Below are 15,979 nucleotides of genomic sequence, written 5' to 3' on the forward strand. Positions count from 1 at the left end.
CGACCCGAGCGTCACGAGATCGACCTCCTGAGGGCCGATCTCGGACGCACGGGTCGATCTCGCGTCGCCTCGGCGAGCCCGGCCAGGCGGCGTTCCAGGAGGCGGCGGTCGCCCTCGCGGTCGACGAGCGCGAGGGCGCGGCGCAGGTCGACGGCGGCGTCCGCGGGTCGGCCCGCCCGCACGAGCAGCTCGGCGCGCACGGCGGGCAGCAGGTGGTACCCCGCGAGCGCGGGCTCGGCGGCGACCGCGTCGACCGCGGCGAGGCCGGCGTCTGCGCCGTGCACCTCGGCGACCGCGACCCCACGGTTGAGCGCGACGACCGGCGAGCCGGTGAGGTCGAGCAGCACGTCGTACAGGCCGAGGATCTGCGGCCAGTCGGTCGCGTCGGCGTCGGCGGCCTCGTCGTGCAGCGCGGCGATCGCTGCCTGCACCTGGTACGGCCCGGGTCGCCCCATGGCGAGCGCCGCCTCGAGCTCGGCCACCCCGTCGGCGATCTCGTCGTGCCGCCAGCGCGCGCGGTCCTGCTCCGCGAGGGTGCGCGTCGAGCCGTCCGGGCCGACGCGCTCGTCCCGGCGGGCGTGCTGGAGCAGCAGGAGGGCGAGCAGCCCGCGGGCCTCGGGCTCGTCGTCGAGCAGCCGTGCGGCGAGCCGCGCGAGCCGGACGGCGACGCCGGCGAGCGCCTGCCGGTCGGCCGATCCCTCGACCGCGTCGGCGGGCTCCGCCCACGCGTCGTAGCCCTCCGTGAAGAGCACGTACAGGACGGCGAGGACGCCCTCGACGCGCTCCGCCCGGAGCTCGACGGGCGGCACCCGGAACGTCATCCCGGTCGCGCGGATGCGGCGCTTGGCCCGGACGAGGCGCTGCGCCATCGTCGCCTCGGGGACGAGGAAGGCGCGCGCGACCTGCGCCGTCGTCATGCCGGTCAGCGACCGCAAGGTCAGGGCGACCCGGGCCTCGGCGGGCAGCGCCGGGTGGCAGCACGTGAACAGCAGGCGCAGGAGGTCGCCGTCGGGGTCGTCGAGCTCCCACGCGTCGTCGTCCAGGCCGAGGGCGACCTGCTCGACGACGGGGTCCGGGCCGCCGCTCCGGGACGCGGCGTCGACGCGCTCGCCCAGGCGTCCCGCGGCGGCGACGCGCTCCGTCTCGACGCGGCGCCGTCGCAGCACGTCGATCGCGTGGCGGCGGGCCGTCGTCGTGAGCCAGGCGCCGGGCCGATCCGGGGTGCCGTCGCGGCCCCACGTGCGCAGGGCGGTCGCGAACGCCTCCTGCGCGGACTCCTCGGCGAGGTCGAGGTCGCCCGTGCTGCGCGCGACCGCGCCGAGGACGCGTCCCCACTCGGTGCGGAACGCATCCTCGACGGCGCGGCTCGGGTCCGTCACGACCGGCGTGTCAGGACCCGTCGAGGTCGAGCGGCCACGCCGGGTGCAGCTCGATCGCGCCGCCGTACGCCATGGGGTGCTCGGACGCGATGGCGATCGCGGTGTCCAGGTCGGGCGCCTCGAGGACGTCGAACCCGGCGATCGTCTCCTTCGTCTCGGAGAACGGCCCGTCGGTGACGAGCACCTTGCCGCCGCGCACCCGGACGCCCACCGCGTCCTCCGGCGGCCGCAGCCGGTCGCCGACCACCGCGGCACCGCTGCCGTAGTGGCGTCCGACCCACTCCTCGATCGGCGGGGCCGCCTCGAACTCCTCGGGTCGCAGGTCGGGGTCGTGCGGCGTGCCGAGCACGAGCATCAGGTAGCGCATCAGAGGTCCTCCGCCCTCGTCGTCGCGGGCCGGCGGAGCGCCGTCGGCCCGTAGAGCACCACGTCGGCGACGTCGATCCCGTCGCCGACGCTGCGCCGTCCGTCACGGTAGCGCGCGAGGTCCGGCGGCTGCTCCCGGTTCGCCGCGAGGATCGTCTCCAGAAATCGCATCGTGCCTCCTTGGTCGTGCGGCCCATCCGGCCGCTCACCAGGACGACGAAGCCCGGGTGGCGAGATCGACACGACGGGGCGACGAGTTCTGGGATTCCGTCGGGGCGGCGGCAGGGCGGGGCGGCAAGGTCCCGCGAGATCGACCCGAGCGTTCCAGATCGACCCTCGGAGGGCCGATCTGGAGACGGGCGGGTCGATCTCGCGTCAGGAGAACGTCGAGGCGTGGGCCGCAGGAACGACGAGCGTCGACAGGCTCGGGTGCCACAGCGGCGTCGTGTGCCAGGCGAGGGTCAGGCGCTCCCCGGGGCGGCCCGTCGCGACGAGGCGGTGCGGCGACGTCGGGAGCACCACGTGCACCTCGACGGCGCCGTCGGGCAGCGCGCGGCCGCGCGTCGAGACGACGAGCACGGGGTCGACGACGGGCCCCGCGGCAGGGCCGGAGCCCTCGGCGGCGTGGGGCCAGGGCAGGACGCGCGTCGTCCAGCGGTCTTCGGCGACGGGGACCGGCTGTCCACCGACGTCGAGGCGCCAGGTGTACGGGGACCCGGCCCGGACGGCGTGGAGCGTCCACAACACGGGGCTAATCGCGTCCTGCGGCGTCGGTTGCGGGTCGAGCTCCTGGCCGACGACGCCCGGCCACGCGTCGAGCGTCGCGAGCCTGTCGGCGAGGCGCGCGGCGGCGGTGGGGTCGGGCGGCAGCGGGGTGCTGCCGTCGCCCGCGCGTTCGACGAACGCCCAGATCGCGTCGAGGGTGGGCTGGGCGCTGCGGGTCGCGCCGCGGTACCCGATCGCGAGCCCGCGCTCGGGGACGGCGATCGCGAACTGCCCGTACGCGCCGTCGGCCCGGAACCCGTGCCGGCTCGTCCACACCTGGTAGCCGTAGCCGCGCGACCAGTCCGGCGGTTCGCCCCCGGCCACCCCGGGCGCGCCGCCGTGCTCCGCCGTGTCCGACCACGGCTCGCGCATCGCGGCCAGCCACGCGGGCGGGATCACCTGCGTGCCTGCGTACCGGCCGCCGTCGGCCATCGCGACGGCGAGGCGCGCCATCTCGGAGGTCGTCACGTGCAGCCCGGAGAAGCCCTGGTCGAGGCCGTCGATCTCGGCCCACCACGGGTGCGCGACCCCCAGCGGGTCGAGCACGCGCGGGCGCAGGTAGGCGAGCAGGCGCTCACCGGTCACGGAGGTGACGACCGAGGACAGCGCGCGCGACGCGGGTGAGCTGTACGCGAAGTGGGTGCCCGGCGCGTGCTCGGGCGGGGTCGCGAGCAGGCGGGGGAGGTCGAACCCGATCTCCGCGAGCTGCCGCGCCGTGTGCCCGGTGCTCATGGTCAGCAGGTGCCGCACGGTGAGGCCGGTCGGGCCGGGCAGGCCGAGCACGTCACCGACGAGGTCGTCGACCGTGAGGCGCCCCTCGGCCACGAGGTGCCCGACGGCGAGCGCCGTGAACGTCTTCGACACGGAGTAGACGAGGCCCGGCAGCCGCGCGTCGTGCGGCGCCCACGACGCCTCGACCACCGGGACGCCGTCGCGCGCGACGACGAGGCCGTGCGGGTCGAGCCCGCCGTCCTCGAGAGCGTCGAGCAGGTCGAGGACCGCGGCAGACGGGATCCCGTGCGCCTCGGGGGACGGCGCGGTCGCGCCGGGCCGGGTCACGGCTGCGGTCACGGGCTCGGTCGCAGGCTCTGTCACGTGCTCAGTAGATCGTGCGGCCGTGCGCGTCGGGGACCCCGGACGCGCGCAGGAAGTAGGTGCACACCTGGTCCCGCCACTCGCTCGCGGAGCGGAGCTGCTCCGCGAGCCGCTCGGTGACCCGCGCGAACACCGCGTCGTCGACCACCCCCCGCAAGCTCTCCCACGTGCGCGCGTACTCCTCCACGCGTTCGACGCCGGCGAAGTGGGTGTCGTACACGTGCTGGACGACGGTCGTGCCGCCATGCAGCACGTGCCCGTACGGCACGTGGTGGAAGAACAGCAGCAGCTCGTCCGGGCACGTGTCGAGCGACTCGTAGACGTCGCGCCACGGTGCGGGGTACTGGCCGGTGTAGCCGGTGCCGGTCGCGCGCGTGCGGTCGACGCCGACGCCGTCGCGGTCGGCGAAGTGGTACGTGCCCCACGGCGAGTACTCGTAGCCCTCGACCGACGGCCCGTAGTGGTGCCCGGGGCTCACCATGAAGCCCACGCCGAGGGGGGCGGTGTACGCCTCGTAGGTGCGCCACGAGTCGTCGAGGACGGCGTGGAGCGCCGCCCGGACGTCGGGGTCGACGGTGCGGTCGGCGCCCGCGGGCGACGGGGACGCGAACGTCAGGGAGACCCACTCGTCGAGGACGGCGGTCGGATCGAGCGTCGGGTCCCACGCGAGGCGGCCGAACGCGTAGAGGTTCGCCTGCGCGAGCGGGTGCCCGGTCCAGAACGCGTCGTCGCCGACGTTCGACACCGCCGCGATCCCGCCGCCCCGCGCGGCCGCGACCTGGGGAGAGGCGTTCGGGCCGGTGCCCCCGACGACGTCGGACACCGTGGGGGAGCTGTCGTCCCCCTCGACCGGACCCCACGGTCCGAACCGCAGGATCTCGCTCCACCACGGGCCCAGGTAGCACGCGTGCCGCTGCTGGCCCGTGTACTCCTGCGTCACCTGCAGCTCGACGGCGAGGCGCGTGCGCGGCATCGCGGCGAGCACCGGGGAGACGGGCTCGCGCGTCTGGAAGTCCATAGGGCCGTGCTTGACCTGCACGATCACGTTCTCGTCGAACCGCCCGTCGAGCGGGGCGAAGTGGTCGTACGCGGCGCGCGCCCGATCGGTCGAGCGGTCGCGCCAGTCCTGGGTGTGGTCGTAAACGAACGCCCGCCAGTGCACCGTGCCGCCGTACGGGGCGAGGGCGCGTGCGAGGAGGTTCGCGCCGTCGGCGTGGTCCCGCCCGTACGCGAACGGCCCCGGCTGGCCCTCGGAGTCCGCCTTGACGACGAACCCGCCGAAGTCGGGGATCACCTCGTACACGTGCCGGACGGCGTCCGCCCACCAGGCCTGCACGTCCGGGTCGAGCGGGTCCGACGTCGCGAGCCCGCCGAGCACGATCGGCGCCGCGAAGCTCACCGACAGGTGCACGCGGATGCCCCACGGCCGGAACGCGGCGGCGACGCGCGCGACGTCGGGCAGGTCGTCCGTGAGCAGCCGCGCCTCGCGCGCGTGCACGTTGACGTTGTTGATCGCGACGCGGTTCACGCCCGTCGCCGCGAGCACGCGCGCGTACTGCTCGACGCGCGACAGGTCCTCGCGCACGTGCCCGTCCGCGTAGAAGATCGAGCCGCCCGCGTACCCGCGCTCGACCTGGCCCATGACCGGGTGGACGTCCACGTTGTCCCAGTGGTCGAGCATGCGCAGCGCGTGCGCGGGCTCGTGGCGAGCCTCCGGGTGGCCGGCGGCGTCCGTCGTCCCGGAGCGCACGACGTGGAACCACGCGTGGAGGAGCGCGGCGTCGTCGTCCGCCGCGACGTCCAGGCGGCCGTCTCGGTGCGCGACGACGAACCCCTCGCCGCCGGGGACGGCACCGGTGTCGCGCAGGACGAGGTCGGCGTCGCCGTCGACGAGGGTCGCGCCCGCACGGCGGGCCTCGCCGCGGACGGTCTCGGCGAGCGGGCCGTCGCCCGCGACGAGCACGGTGCGGCCGCGCAGGAACGCGGTCGCGGCGTCGGGCAGCCAGGCGGGGTGCACGGACGGGTGGTCCGGGGTGGTCACGGGTCTCTCCTGGGGAACGGTCTGAGCGTGAGTGCGTGAGATGGTCGCGAGATCGGGCCGCCGCGGCGACGACTTCATGCACTCAACGGCGGGTAGGACGCCTGGGGCAGGTGATAGGCGAGGTCGACGGCGGTCTCGAGCGCCTCGTCGAGGTCGAGCCGGTGCTCGGCGACGAGGCGGGCGAGGTGGCCGGCGTCGATCCGGCGCGCGAGGTCGTGGCGGGCCGGGATGGAGCAGAACGCGCGCGTGTCGTCGACGAACCCGCTCGTGTTGTAGAAGCCCGCGGTGTCCGTCGCGGCCTCGCGGAAGCGACGCATGCCGTCGGGGGTGTCGAGGAACCACCACGGGGCGCCGAGCCGCAGCGCCGGGTAGACCCCGGCGAGGGGAGCGAGCTCGCGCGAGAACGTGTCCTCGTCGACGGTGAACGCGATCATCCGGAAGCCGGGGTGGTGACCGAACGCCTCGAGGACGGGACGCAGCGCGCGCACGTACTCGGTGCGCTCGGGGATGTCGTAGCCCCTGTCCGGCCCGTAGGCCTGCGCGACGCCGGCGCAGTGGTCGCGCAGGACGCCCGGGTGGAGCTGCATGACGAGCCCGTCCTCGGCCGACATCGCGGCCATCTGGAAGAGCATGTGCGCGGAGAAGGCCCGGGCGTCCGCCGCGGTGGCCTCGCCGCGCAGCGCGCGGTCGAGGATGCGGGCGGCGTCGGCGTCGTCGAGGGGGGTGGTGTCGGCGGTCAGGTGGCCGTGGTCCGTCGCCCGGGCGCCGGCGGCGACGAACGCGGCGCGGCGTGCGCGCAGCGCGTCGAGGTAGGACCGGTAGTCGACGACGTCCGTCCCCGCGGCCGCGCCGAGCTCGGCCACCTGGGCGGCCCAGTCGGCGCGGTCGACGTGCAGGAGCGGGTCGGGCCGGAACGTCGGTACGACGCGCTCGCCCCAGCCGTCCGCGGCGAGGCGAGCGTGGTCGGCGAGCGGGGACTGCGCGGGGTCGGTCGTCGCGAGGAGCTCGAGGCCGAACTGCTCGAAGAGCGCGCGCGGCCTGAACTCGGGCCGCGCGAGGCGGTCGACCAGGTGGTCGTAGAGCGCGTCGGCGGTCTGTGCCGACGGGCGCACCGGGGCGCCGAAGACCTCGACGAGCGCGTGCTCGGTCCAGTAGCGCGTCGGGGTGCCGCGGAACAGGTGCCAGCCCGCGCAGAACCGGCGCCAGATCTCGCGCGGGTCCGTCTCGGCGGGCGCGGTGCCGTCGGGAGCGCCGGGCACGGGCGCGACGCCGAGGTCCTGGACACCGCGCACGCCCGGCGCGCCGTGCGGTGACGTGCTCTGCGCGACGAGCATGCGCACGAGGTAGTGGTCGGGCGTGACGAACAGCGCCGCGGGGTCGCCGAAGGACGCGTCGTCGGCGAGCAGGGCGGCGTCGACGTGCCCGTGCATGGAGACGATCGGGAGGTCGCGCGTCGCCGCGTAGACCTCGCGGGCGAGCGGTCGGAGCACGGGGTCGGCGGGGAGCGCGCGGTCGGGGTGCAGGGACCACGGCGTCGTCGCGGTGGTCGGGTCCAGGTGGGCCGTGCTCGTCACGGGTTCCTCCAGAGGCATCGTTGCGAACGTTTGCATCGTACGTCACGGGATCTCGCGGAGCGAAAACCGCGGGGCCGCTACAATCGTTCGCAGTCCCGGGTCTCCCCGCCGGGCCCCGAGCGCCGAGGAGGCAGCCGTGGTCACCGTCCGTGACGTCGCCCGCGAGAGCGGGGTGTCGATCTCCACGGTCTCCCGCGCCCTCGCCGAGCCCGAGCGCGTCGCCCCGGAGACGCGCGACCGCGTCGTCGCCGTCGCCCACCGCCTCGGGTACCGGCCCAACCGCGCCGCGAGCGGGCTGCGAGCTGGTCGCACCGGGGCACTCGGGCTCGTCGTGCCCGACCTGGAGAACCCGTACTTCGCGTCCGTGACCAAGGGCGTGCAGGCGCGGGCGCGCCAGACGGGCCACGCCGTGTTCGTCGTCGACGCGGGGGAGGACCCCGCGCTCGAGACCGAGCTCGTCACCGGGCTGCGGTCCCAGACGGACGGGCTCGTGCTGTGCTCTCCGCGCGCCGCCGAGGCCGACCTGGACGCCGCGCGGGGCGCCCCCGTCGTCCTCGTCAACCTCCGGCACGACGGCGTCCCCTCCGTCTCCTCGGACGACGCGCACGGCGTCGCCCTCGCCGTCGAGCACCTGCGCGCTCTCGGCCACCGTCGTGTCGCGTACGTCGGCGGGCCCGACCGGTCCTGGTCGGACGCGCGCCGCCGCGCCGGTCTCGACGCCGCCCGCGAGCGCTACCCGGACGTCGAGACCGTGACGGTGGGGTCGTTCCGCCCCCGCGTCGAGGGTGGTCGTGCGGCGGCCGACCTCGTCGTCGCCTCCGGCGCGACGGCGGTGCTCGCCTACAACGACCTCGTCGCCCTCGGCCTCGTGGCCCGCCTGCGCGAGCGCGGCGTCGACGTCCCGCGCGACCTCAGCGTCGTCGGGTTCGACGACACGTTCGTCGCGACCCTCGCGTCGCCCGCGCTCACCACGGTCCGCACGGACCTCGCGCGCCTCGGCGCCCGCGCCGTCGACCGCCTGGTCGCCGCGCTCGGCACACGCCGCGGGACTGCCAGCGACGCCGACGGCTCCCCGGACGTCGCGACGTCCCCGGACGACGTCCTCCCGGTCGAGCTCGTCGTCCGCGACTCCACGACCCTCGCCCCCACCGGCCAGCCGGTCCCGCCGAGATAGAGCCTCCCGTCTCCGGGTAGAGCTCGCGGGGCTCTACCTCGCGACCGGAACCTCTCTCTCGCGCTGCCCGGAATCTCCCTCGGCAGACGACGGACCCGGGGCCGTCTCGTGAGCCGGGGTGGCGCACGAGACAGCCCCGGGTCCGGGACCGGAGGGTCAGCCGCAGGACGGCTGGCCGTGCTCCGGCGTCGCGACGGTCTCCCGCTCGTCGGAGGTGTCGGACGGACGGGCGGTGACGGTCACGGATCCGGCCGCCGGGTCCTCCACGCCGCGGACGGCGAACGACTGGTAGGCGTTCTTGCCGGGGGCGACGTCGGTGAACGTCCTGGACCCGTACGGCGTGTCGAGGACGACGTCCAGCGGGACGGTGTCCTCGTTGAGCGCGCGGACGGCGACGTACGGCGTGCCCGCGAGGCACCGGACCTCGGCGGTCGCGGTGACCGCGACCTCCTCCTGGCCGGGCTCCTCCACGCTGGGGAGGCGCTCGATCCAGATGTTGCGGAACCGGGGGTTGAGGCCGGGGTCGCCGTGGTCCTGGAGCTTGATGTACCCCGACGTCGGGCCCTCGTTCTTGCCGTTGCCGGTCTTGCCGGTGACCGCGACGTCGTCGTGCACGACCTGCCCGTTCCACACGAGGGTGATGCGGGCGTCCTCGGTCTTGGCGCCGTCGGGACCGAACCGCGCCGCCCGGAACTCGAGGTCGTACGTCTGCCACGTGCCCATCGGGGTCGCGGCGTTCACGTCCGGGGCCTTCTGGAGGTAGATCGACCCGGCGTCGTTGTTCTTCGGCGGGTCGATGCCGAACGACTCGAGCACCTGCACCTCGTACCGCTCCTGGATGTAGACGCCGCTGTTGCCGCGGGCCTGGCCCGTGACGTCGGGGGCGTGCTCGGGCTGGTACCACTCGACGTGCATCCGGAAGTCGTCGAACTTCTCCCGGGTGCGGATGTCGCCGCCGAACGACTCGACGGAGCCGTCGGCGATCGGCCAGGTCGCGGGACCGCCGCCGTTGACGGCCGCCCACCGGTCGAGGTCGTCGCCGTCGAACAGCGCGATGCGCTCGGTCGGGGTGACGGTGAGGCTGTCGAGGTTGACGTGACCGATGTCGTCGTCGTCGTGCCGGATCGTGATGGTGTTGGCGCCCTCGCGCAGCGGCACGGTCTCGACCTGGGTGGCCCAGGTGGACCAGGCCACGGTGCTGTCGAACCAGACCTGCTTGATCTTCTCGCCGTTGACGTAGAGGCTCAGGTTCCTCGGCAGCGGCGCGGGGTCGCTGTTCTGGCCGTTGGCGTAGCGGATCGCGAGGTCGTGCAGGCCGGCCTCCTCGGTGCGGACGGCGAACGTCGTCTGCGCGCCCGGCTCCCAGTTGCGGTCGACGAACCCGGACCCCGAGTAGCCGGCGTGGTTGTTGTTCCACCCGGCTCCGCCCTCGATGTTCGCTGCCTCGGCCTCGTAGACCGGCGGCGCGACGGACCCGTCGGGCAGGCGCGTGAGGGTGTACCAGGCCTCGGTGCTCCACAGCTCCTGACCGGTCTCCGACGCGAACGGGCGCGGGGAGTGGACGTTCACGACGCGACCCGGCTTGAGCCCGTCGATCTGCAGCGTCACCGTCTTCCGGTCCTCCGAGACGGTCGCGGCCGTGACGTCGAGGTCCTCCTCGTCGACCTTCGGCCCGCCGTACTGCGGGGTCGCGACGTAGCGCCACTGGGCGGCGGTGTACTTCGACGCGAGGTCCTGCGCCGTCTCCTCCGACAGCGGCTGCGTGTACTCGATCTCGAACCCGCCCTCGACGGCGCGCATCGCGAGCATGTCGAACGCGGTGTTGTCGTCGTACGTGAGCTTCTGGAGCCCGTAGGAGAGCTTGCCCGCCTGGCCCCAGTTGCCCGACCACCCGATGCCGCCGACGTAGATCGCGCCGTCGGGGCCGACGCTCGTGCGGCTGACGCCGGACTCGAGGCCCTGCGTCATGCGGAAGACGGCGCCCTGCTCCTGGCCCGCGACGTCCTCGAGGTAGGCGCGCTGCAGGCCGCCGTACGTCACGTCGCCGATCGCGAGCTGCCCGGCGAACACGCCCTCGGTGAGCACGACCGGGTTGCTGGGCGAGTTCGAGATCTCGCTGTGCGGCATCCACAGGACCGGCTCGGTGACGGGCCGGTCGTCGTAGGGGCCGTCGGGGTTGGTGAAGTGGTTGTAGAACGCGCCCTCCTCGACGCGCACGAGCTTGGACGTCGGGATGCGGACGCCCTGGTTGTCGGCGACGTACATGGCGCCGTCGGCGCCCCAGCCGAGCCCGTTCGGGGTGCGCAGGCCGCCCGCGACGTACTCGACCTCGCCGGTCTCCTTGCTGATCTTCATGACCGAGCCGCGGTTCTCCGCGAGCTGCGGGTCGAGCGAGTTGCCGCCGGGGATCATCGCGATGCCGGTCGTGACGTAGAAGTACCCGTCCTCGTAGAGCAGACCGAACGCGAACTCGTGGTAGTTGCCGCCGAACGGCCAGGTCGCGATCGTGTCGTACTCGTCGGCGACCTCGTCGCCGTCGGTGTCGACGAGCGCCGTGAGGCCGTCCTTCTCGGACACGTAGATCGTGCCGTCGACGTACTTCAGGCCCATGGGCTCCGTCAGGCCCTCCGCGACCTGGGTGTACGTCACCTCGTCCGCGCCGGTGTCTCCCTGGACGTGGTCGATCAGGTACACCGCGCCGAGCTGCGTGAGCCGGTCGCCGCCCCACGTGGAGATGGCCAGACGGCCGTCGGGCAGCCAGTCCATGCCCGTCACCTGCGGCTGGAAGCCCTCGGGGCGCAGGTCCGTGAGGGTGTAGTCGGGGTGCACCTCGGTGAGCGGCAGGCCGTCGCCCGGCGCCTCGGTGACGCCCTCGCACTCCTTGCGGCCCGGCGAGGTGACGCGCGTGACGTCGGCGTCGGTGCTCAGCACCGAGTTCGGCACGACGACGTAGCCCGACGCGCCCGGCGGGCGCCACTCGAGCTTGAGCCGCTGGTCGAACTCGCCGTCGAAGTGGTCGATGCGCAGCGCGCGGTAGCCCGCCTCGAGCTCGATCGACCCCTCCTTGGGCGTCGCGCCGTGACGGCCCGGGTGGTCGACCACGAGCTCGTCGTCCAGCAGCAGGCGCGCGCCGTCGTCGTTCGTGATCCGGAAGTCGTACGTGCCGGCCTCGGGGACGTTCAGGTACCCCGACACCTCGGTGACGAACTTGTCCGTGAGGCCGAAGTCGGCGGCCGTGGTCCAGTCGATGGTCGGCATGATCTTGTCGACGTTGGGCGTCTGCCCGGGCTTGAGCGTGCAGTAGTCGTCGAGGATGACCTGGACGTCGAAGACGCGCAGCGTCACGCCGGGCTCCTGCGGGCGGATGTCGGCCTGCGTCGCGGCGGGTGCCACGGCGGGTGCGACGGTCGGCACCGCTGCCTGGGCCGTGAGGACGCCGGACGGCACGGCCAGGGCGGCGAGCGCGGCCACGACGGCGCGCCGTCTTCTGCGGCGGGGCCGGGGCGTGCCGTGCGGGGGTGGTGCGTCGGTCGAGGGGTGTTCCATCAGCCTGCCTCTCCGTCGAGGACCGTGCGTCGGACTGCGCACAGGGCGCGCATCGGTGCGCTGTGCCGTCACTATCCGGGGCGCGCGCGGTCCGGGCAACGAGTTGCCACTTGTTGCCCCTGTCCCGACGGCGGCGACGCCCGCGGGGGTGCGGTCAGGCCGGGCGGCCGGTCGAGCCGCGCTCGACGAGCTTCGCCGGGAGCAGCGTCGGCCCGGCGGCGGGAGCGGGCGACGTGCGGAGCTGGGCCAGGAGCCGCTGGACCGCGAACGACCCGAAGTGGCGCAGCGGCGCGGCGACGGTCGTGAGGGGCGGGGTGCAGAAGTCCGAGCCGAAGATGTTGTCGAACCCGACGATGCTCAGGTCGCGCGGCACCTCGACCCCGAGCCGGCGCAGGCCGCGCATCGCGCCGATCGCGATGAGGTCGTTGTACGCGACGGCCGCCGTGGCGGGGTGCTTGACGAGCGACTTGGCCGCGGAGAGCCCGCCGGCGAGCGTCGGCGCGAAGGGGCCGACACGCCGCGCCTGGACGTCGGTCTCGCGCGTCGCCTCGCGGAACGCGCGCCAGCGCATCCCGTCGGCCCACGACGCCTCGGGCCCGGCGACGTAGGCGAGGCTCGTGTGCCCGAGCCCGGCCAGGTGCTCGACGGCGCTGCGCATGCCCTGGGCGTTGTCCGTCAGGACGCTCGGGACGTCGGTCATGTGCCGGTTCATGACGACGGTCGGCCGCTGCTTCGCGGCGACCCGGATCGAGGAGTCCGAGAGCCGGGACGTCGCGAGGATCAGGCCCTCCACGAGGGGCAGCGTCCGGTCGAGCGCGCGGCGTTCGGCCTCGTCGGACTCGTGGGCGTCGACCATGAGCAGCGTGTACCCGGCGTCACGTGCCGTCTTCTCCGCGCCGCGGATGATCTCGAAGAAGAAGGGGTTGGTCACGTCGGCCACCACGATCGCGAGCAGCGAGGTCCGGCCGGTCGGCAGGCCGCGGGCCAGCGGGTTCGTCCGGTAGCCGAGCTCGCTCGCGACCTGGCGGATGCGCTCCGCGGTCTGCGCGTTGACGCGGCCGGGCCGCGAGAACGTCCGTGACACGGTCGAGGGGGCGACGCCGGCCGCCTGGGCGACGTCGTAGATCGTCGGGCTGGCACCATTGCCGGCTGAGGTCATGCGGTCGGACTGTAACGGGCGTGACAGCGGTGGACAACAACCGGTTGTCGCCCTCGTGTCGCGGTTGTGCCGCGTGACCAGCCGGTACGCGCGCCGTGGCCGCCTCGTGCCCGGCCCGCCCGCGGTGCGTCCCGTGGCAACCCCACGGCAACCGACGGCAACTCCTTGACGGGCCCCGACGGGCATCCTCCAATGGCTCCGTGATCTCGCGTGCGAACGCGTCCCTGCGCCCGACGGCGGCACGTCGGCGGCCTGGACCCCGACCCTCCGGTGCCGTCCCGGTCGTGCCCGGCGGACGGCGTCGATGAGCCGCACCGACCAGGCGCCGTCGGCCGACCTCGCCGTCGACCGGGTCCGCGACGGCGAGGCCGCCGTCCAGGTCGAGGCGGCCGAGAGCGAGCTGCGCCGGCTCGGCCTGGAGGACCTGCGGGTCCACCACCACGGCGACCTCGCCCGGGTCGAGGCTCCCCACACGGAGCTGCCGGTCGTGGCGGCCGAGCCCTTGCGCGGCGAGGTCCTGCGGGCCGTCCGGTCGGCGGGCTTCCGGCTCGTCGCGCTCGACCTCGGCACCCCCGCGGACCCCGGCACCTGACGCTCCGGCGCGCCCTCCGCGCGCCCCGCCCGGACCGCCACCGACGCGGCCGGGCAGCCGTCGACGGCCCCGTCACGGAACCGTCGCCGGGCGTCGCCCGGCGACGCCGACCGGTGGCAACCGACGGCAACCACGCCCTCCCGCGCGCTTCGTGCCCACGCACGGCCCGGCACCCGCGGTCCGGTGCGCCTGGCGCCGCGGTCGCCCGTCCAGCGCTGTCAGGTGCAACAAATGGCAACTCGTTGTCCGTGCCATGGCCCGCACCTACTGTCCATGCCAGGCGCACGGAGAACGAGCTCCGTGCGCAGGACCTCGACCACCGTCCCGTACGACCCCGCGTCCTCGCGTCACCGACCCCGCGCCGCCCCTCCGCACGAGCCCCTCCCCGGGCCGGAGGCTGCGGCCCGGCGGGCCCACGGTGCCGGCCGCGTCGTCGTCCGGGAGCCACCAGCAGAAGGGAGGGCGGCACGATGTGGACGCTCTCGGGCTTCGCCGACGAGATATCGCCCGACGTCGAGACGCAGTGCGTCGTGGCCTCCGAGCTCGGTCTGGGGTTCGTCGAGCTCCGCAGCGCGTGGGGGACCAACGTGCTCGACCTCGACGACGACCAGCGCGAGCGCGTCGCGAGCCTGCTGCACAAGCACGACCTCCGCGTCTCCAGCATCGGGTCTCCCGTCGGCAAGATCTTCGTCGACGAGGACTTCGCGCCCCACCTCGACCGGATGCGGCACGCCGCGCGCGTCGCACGGCAGCTCGGGGCCCCGTACGTGCGGGTGTTCTCGTTCTTCGTGCGTCCCGGGACCGACCCGGCGTCGTGGCGCGACGTCGTCCTGCGCCGGATGGCGGCGCTCGCCGACGTGGCGCGCGCGGCGGGCGTCGTGCTGGTCCACGAGAACGAGAAGGACATCTACGGCGACGTCCCGGAGCGGTGCCTGGACGTGGTCGAGTCCGTCGGCTCGCCGCACCTGGCGCTCGCGTGGGACTCGGCCAACTTCGTGCAGGTGGGCGTGCGGCCCTTCACCGACGGCTACGCGCTGCTGCGCCCGTACCTGGAGTACGTCCAGGTGAAGGACGCGCTCGCGGCGACGCGCGCCGTCGTGCCCGCCGGGCGTGGGGACGGCGAGGTGCGCGAGACCGTGCGGGCGCTGCGCGACGACGGCTTCGACGGGTTCTTCTCGCTCGAGCCGCACCTGAGCGAGGCGCACAGCCTCGGCGGGTTCTCCGGGCCGGAGCTGTTCACCGAGGCCTGGGAGGCCTTCACCACGATCCTCGACGCCGAGGCGGTGCCGTTCCGATGACCGACGCGCCCAGCCCGGACGTCCCGCCGACGACCAGGACCACGACCACGGAGGACCGCACGATGACGACTGCCCAGGAAGTGCGACCGGCCCGCCAGGAGGCGCGCCCGCCCGCCGGGGCGGCCCGGCGCCCCGGCCCGCGCCCGCGCGGCACGACGTCGGCCGGCAGCCGGGTGGTGGCGGTCGCCTCGGCGGCCTGGCGCCCCGCGCTGGTGCTGCTCGCGCTGTTCGCCGTGTGGTGGTTCGTCGCGTGGCGCGAGCTCGTGCCGGCGTACCTGGTCCCGTCGCCGGGGGCCGTGTGGGACACGATGGTCGAGGACTGGGCCATGCTGGCCGAGCACACCTGGGTGACCACGATGGAGACGGTCGTCGGGTTCGTGCTCGCGTCCGTGATCGGCGTCGCGACGGCCGTGCTCCTCGTCTACTCGCCGACGGCCGAGAAGTCGCTCTACCCGCTCATCCTCTTCGCGCAGGTGATCCCGAAGATCGCGATCGCCCCCATCCTCGTGGTCTGGTTCGGGTTCGGCGCGGCCCCCAAGATCATCCTCGCGGTGCTCATCGCGTTCTTCCCGGTCGTGGTCTCGGCCGTCGCCGGGCTGCGGTCGATCGACCCGGAGCTGCTGGAGATGTCGGCGACCATGGGCGCGTCGCGCTGGAAGACGTTCCGCAAGATCCGCTTCCCGGGGTCGCTGCCGCAGCTGATGTCCGGCCTGAAGGTCGCCGTCACGCTCGCGGTGGTGGGGGCGGTCGTCGGCGAGTTCGTCGGCGCCGACCGCGGCCTCGGGTACGTGCTGCTCCTCGCGAGCGGCAACCTCGACGCGCCGCTCCTGTTCGCGGACCTCATCCTCATGTCGCTCATCGGCGTCGTGCTGTTCCTCCTCGTCGAGCTGCTGGAGCGGCTCCTCATCCCGTGGCACGCGTCGCAGCGCGGGAACCTCGTCCTCGCGTCCTCCTGACCCGCCCCTGACCCACCCCAGAGTTCGCCGCCCC

General features: G+C 74.3%; 12 protein-coding genes. 4 read left to right on the forward strand and 8 right to left on the reverse strand.

What is annotated here, in order from left to right; genetic code table 11:
* Positions 1-11: 11 nt before the first annotated feature.
* From ACZ402_RS02150 to uxaC, 6 genes are all read right to left on the reverse strand, one after another.
* A complete protein-coding gene (locus ACZ402_RS02150; protein WP_375822433.1) occupies positions 12-1,379 on the reverse strand; it encodes an RNA polymerase sigma factor in 1,368 nt (455 codons plus the stop codon).
* Positions 1,380-1,389: 10 nt separating this feature from the next.
* Positions 1,390-1,746, reverse strand: coding sequence for a YciI family protein (locus ACZ402_RS02155; protein WP_375822432.1), 357 nt, complete (start codon positions 1,744-1,746; stop codon positions 1,390-1,392).
* The gene (locus ACZ402_RS02160; RefSeq protein WP_313661785.1) at positions 1,746-1,916 is read right to left on the reverse strand and encodes a hypothetical protein; all 171 of its coding nucleotides are present in this window, start codon (positions 1,914-1,916) and stop codon (positions 1,746-1,748) included. The genes ACZ402_RS02155 and ACZ402_RS02160 overlap by 1 nt, the downstream gene beginning before the upstream one ends.
* A 204-nt stretch (positions 1,917-2,120) precedes the next feature.
* Entirely contained in the window at positions 2,121-3,605 is a 1,485-nt protein-coding gene (locus ACZ402_RS02165; RefSeq protein WP_375822431.1) for a serine hydrolase domain-containing protein, read from the reverse strand.
* A gap of 4 nt (positions 3,606-3,609) precedes the next feature.
* Positions 3,610-5,646, reverse strand: a complete 2,037-nt coding sequence (locus tag ACZ402_RS02170; protein ID WP_375822430.1) for an alpha-glucuronidase — start codon at positions 5,644-5,646, stop codon at positions 3,610-3,612.
* Between the two features lie 74 nt (positions 5,647-5,720).
* Positions 5,721-7,238, reverse strand: coding sequence for a glucuronate isomerase (gene uxaC / locus ACZ402_RS02175; protein ID WP_375822429.1), 1,518 nt, complete (start codon positions 7,236-7,238; stop codon positions 5,721-5,723).
* Between the two features lie 118 nt (positions 7,239-7,356).
* Here uxaC and ACZ402_RS02180 point away from each other — a divergent pair, with 118 nt between their 5' ends.
* The gene (locus ACZ402_RS02180) at positions 7,357-8,394 is read left to right on the forward strand and encodes a LacI family DNA-binding transcriptional regulator (protein WP_375822428.1); all 1,038 of its coding nucleotides are present in this window, start codon (positions 7,357-7,359) and stop codon (positions 8,392-8,394) included.
* A 156-nt stretch (positions 8,395-8,550) separates the two neighbouring features.
* Here the strand turns inward: ACZ402_RS02180 and ACZ402_RS02185 are convergent, their stop codons facing one another.
* Together ACZ402_RS02185 and ACZ402_RS02190 are read right to left on the reverse strand one after the other, a co-directional pair.
* The gene (locus tag ACZ402_RS02185; protein WP_375822427.1) at positions 8,551-11,940 is read right to left on the reverse strand and encodes a 3-keto-alpha-glucoside-1,2-lyase-like domain-containing protein; all 3,390 of its coding nucleotides are present in this window, start codon (positions 11,938-11,940) and stop codon (positions 8,551-8,553) included.
* A 154-nt stretch (positions 11,941-12,094) separates the two neighbouring features.
* Positions 12,095-13,099: a LacI family DNA-binding transcriptional regulator gene (locus ACZ402_RS02190; RefSeq protein ID WP_375822426.1), complete on the reverse strand. Its 1,005-nt coding sequence runs from the start codon at positions 13,097-13,099 to the stop codon at positions 12,095-12,097.
* A 304-nt stretch (positions 13,100-13,403) separates the two neighbouring features.
* Between ACZ402_RS02190 and ACZ402_RS02195 the strand changes: the two genes are divergently transcribed.
* The 3 genes from ACZ402_RS02195 (at position 13,404) to ACZ402_RS02205 (ending at position 15,945) form a co-directional block, all read left to right on the forward strand.
* Positions 13,404-13,691 (forward strand): adenine nucleotide alpha-hydrolase family protein, encoded by a 288-nt coding sequence (locus ACZ402_RS02195; protein WP_375822425.1) that lies wholly within the window; start codon positions 13,404-13,406, stop codon positions 13,689-13,691.
* A gap of 470 nt (positions 13,692-14,161) precedes the next feature.
* The gene (locus ACZ402_RS02200) at positions 14,162-14,989 is read left to right on the forward strand and encodes a sugar phosphate isomerase/epimerase family protein (protein WP_375822424.1); all 828 of its coding nucleotides are present in this window, start codon (positions 14,162-14,164) and stop codon (positions 14,987-14,989) included.
* A 62-nt stretch (positions 14,990-15,051) separates the two neighbouring features.
* Positions 15,052-15,945, forward strand: a complete 894-nt coding sequence (locus ACZ402_RS02205; RefSeq protein ID WP_375822423.1) for an ABC transporter permease — start codon at positions 15,052-15,054, stop codon at positions 15,943-15,945.
* The last annotated feature ends 34 nt before the right edge of the window (positions 15,946-15,979 follow it).

This window comes from Cellulosimicrobium sp. NPDC030954, from assembly GCF_055571305.1.

What these genes read in the sequence shown, in the direction of transcription:
- ACZ402_RS02160 (WP_313661785.1), bottom strand. Translation starts at nt 1,916, where the DNA reads ATGCGATTTCTGGAGACGATCCTCGCGGCGAACCGGGAGCAGCCGCCG.
- ACZ402_RS02200 (WP_375822424.1), top strand. Translation starts at nt 14,162, where the DNA reads ATGTGGACGCTCTCGGGCTTCGCCGACGAGATATCGCCCGACGTCGAG.
- ACZ402_RS02185 (WP_375822427.1), bottom strand. Translation starts at nt 11,940, where the DNA reads ATGGAACACCCCTCGACCGACGCACCACCCCCGCACGGCACGCCCCGG.
- ACZ402_RS02195 (WP_375822425.1), top strand. Translation starts at nt 13,404, where the DNA reads ATGAGCCGCACCGACCAGGCGCCGTCGGCCGACCTCGCCGTCGACCGG.
- ACZ402_RS02155 (WP_375822432.1), bottom strand. Translation starts at nt 1,746, where the DNA reads ATGCGCTACCTGATGCTCGTGCTCGGCACGCCGCACGACCCCGACCTG.
- ACZ402_RS02205 (WP_375822423.1), top strand. Translation starts at nt 15,052, where the DNA reads ATGACGACTGCCCAGGAAGTGCGACCGGCCCGCCAGGAGGCGCGCCCG.
- uxaC (WP_375822429.1), bottom strand. Translation starts at nt 7,238, where the DNA reads ATGCCTCTGGAGGAACCCGTGACGAGCACGGCCCACCTGGACCCGACC.
- ACZ402_RS02190 (WP_375822426.1), bottom strand. Translation starts at nt 13,099, where the DNA reads ATGACCTCAGCCGGCAATGGTGCCAGCCCGACGATCTACGACGTCGCC.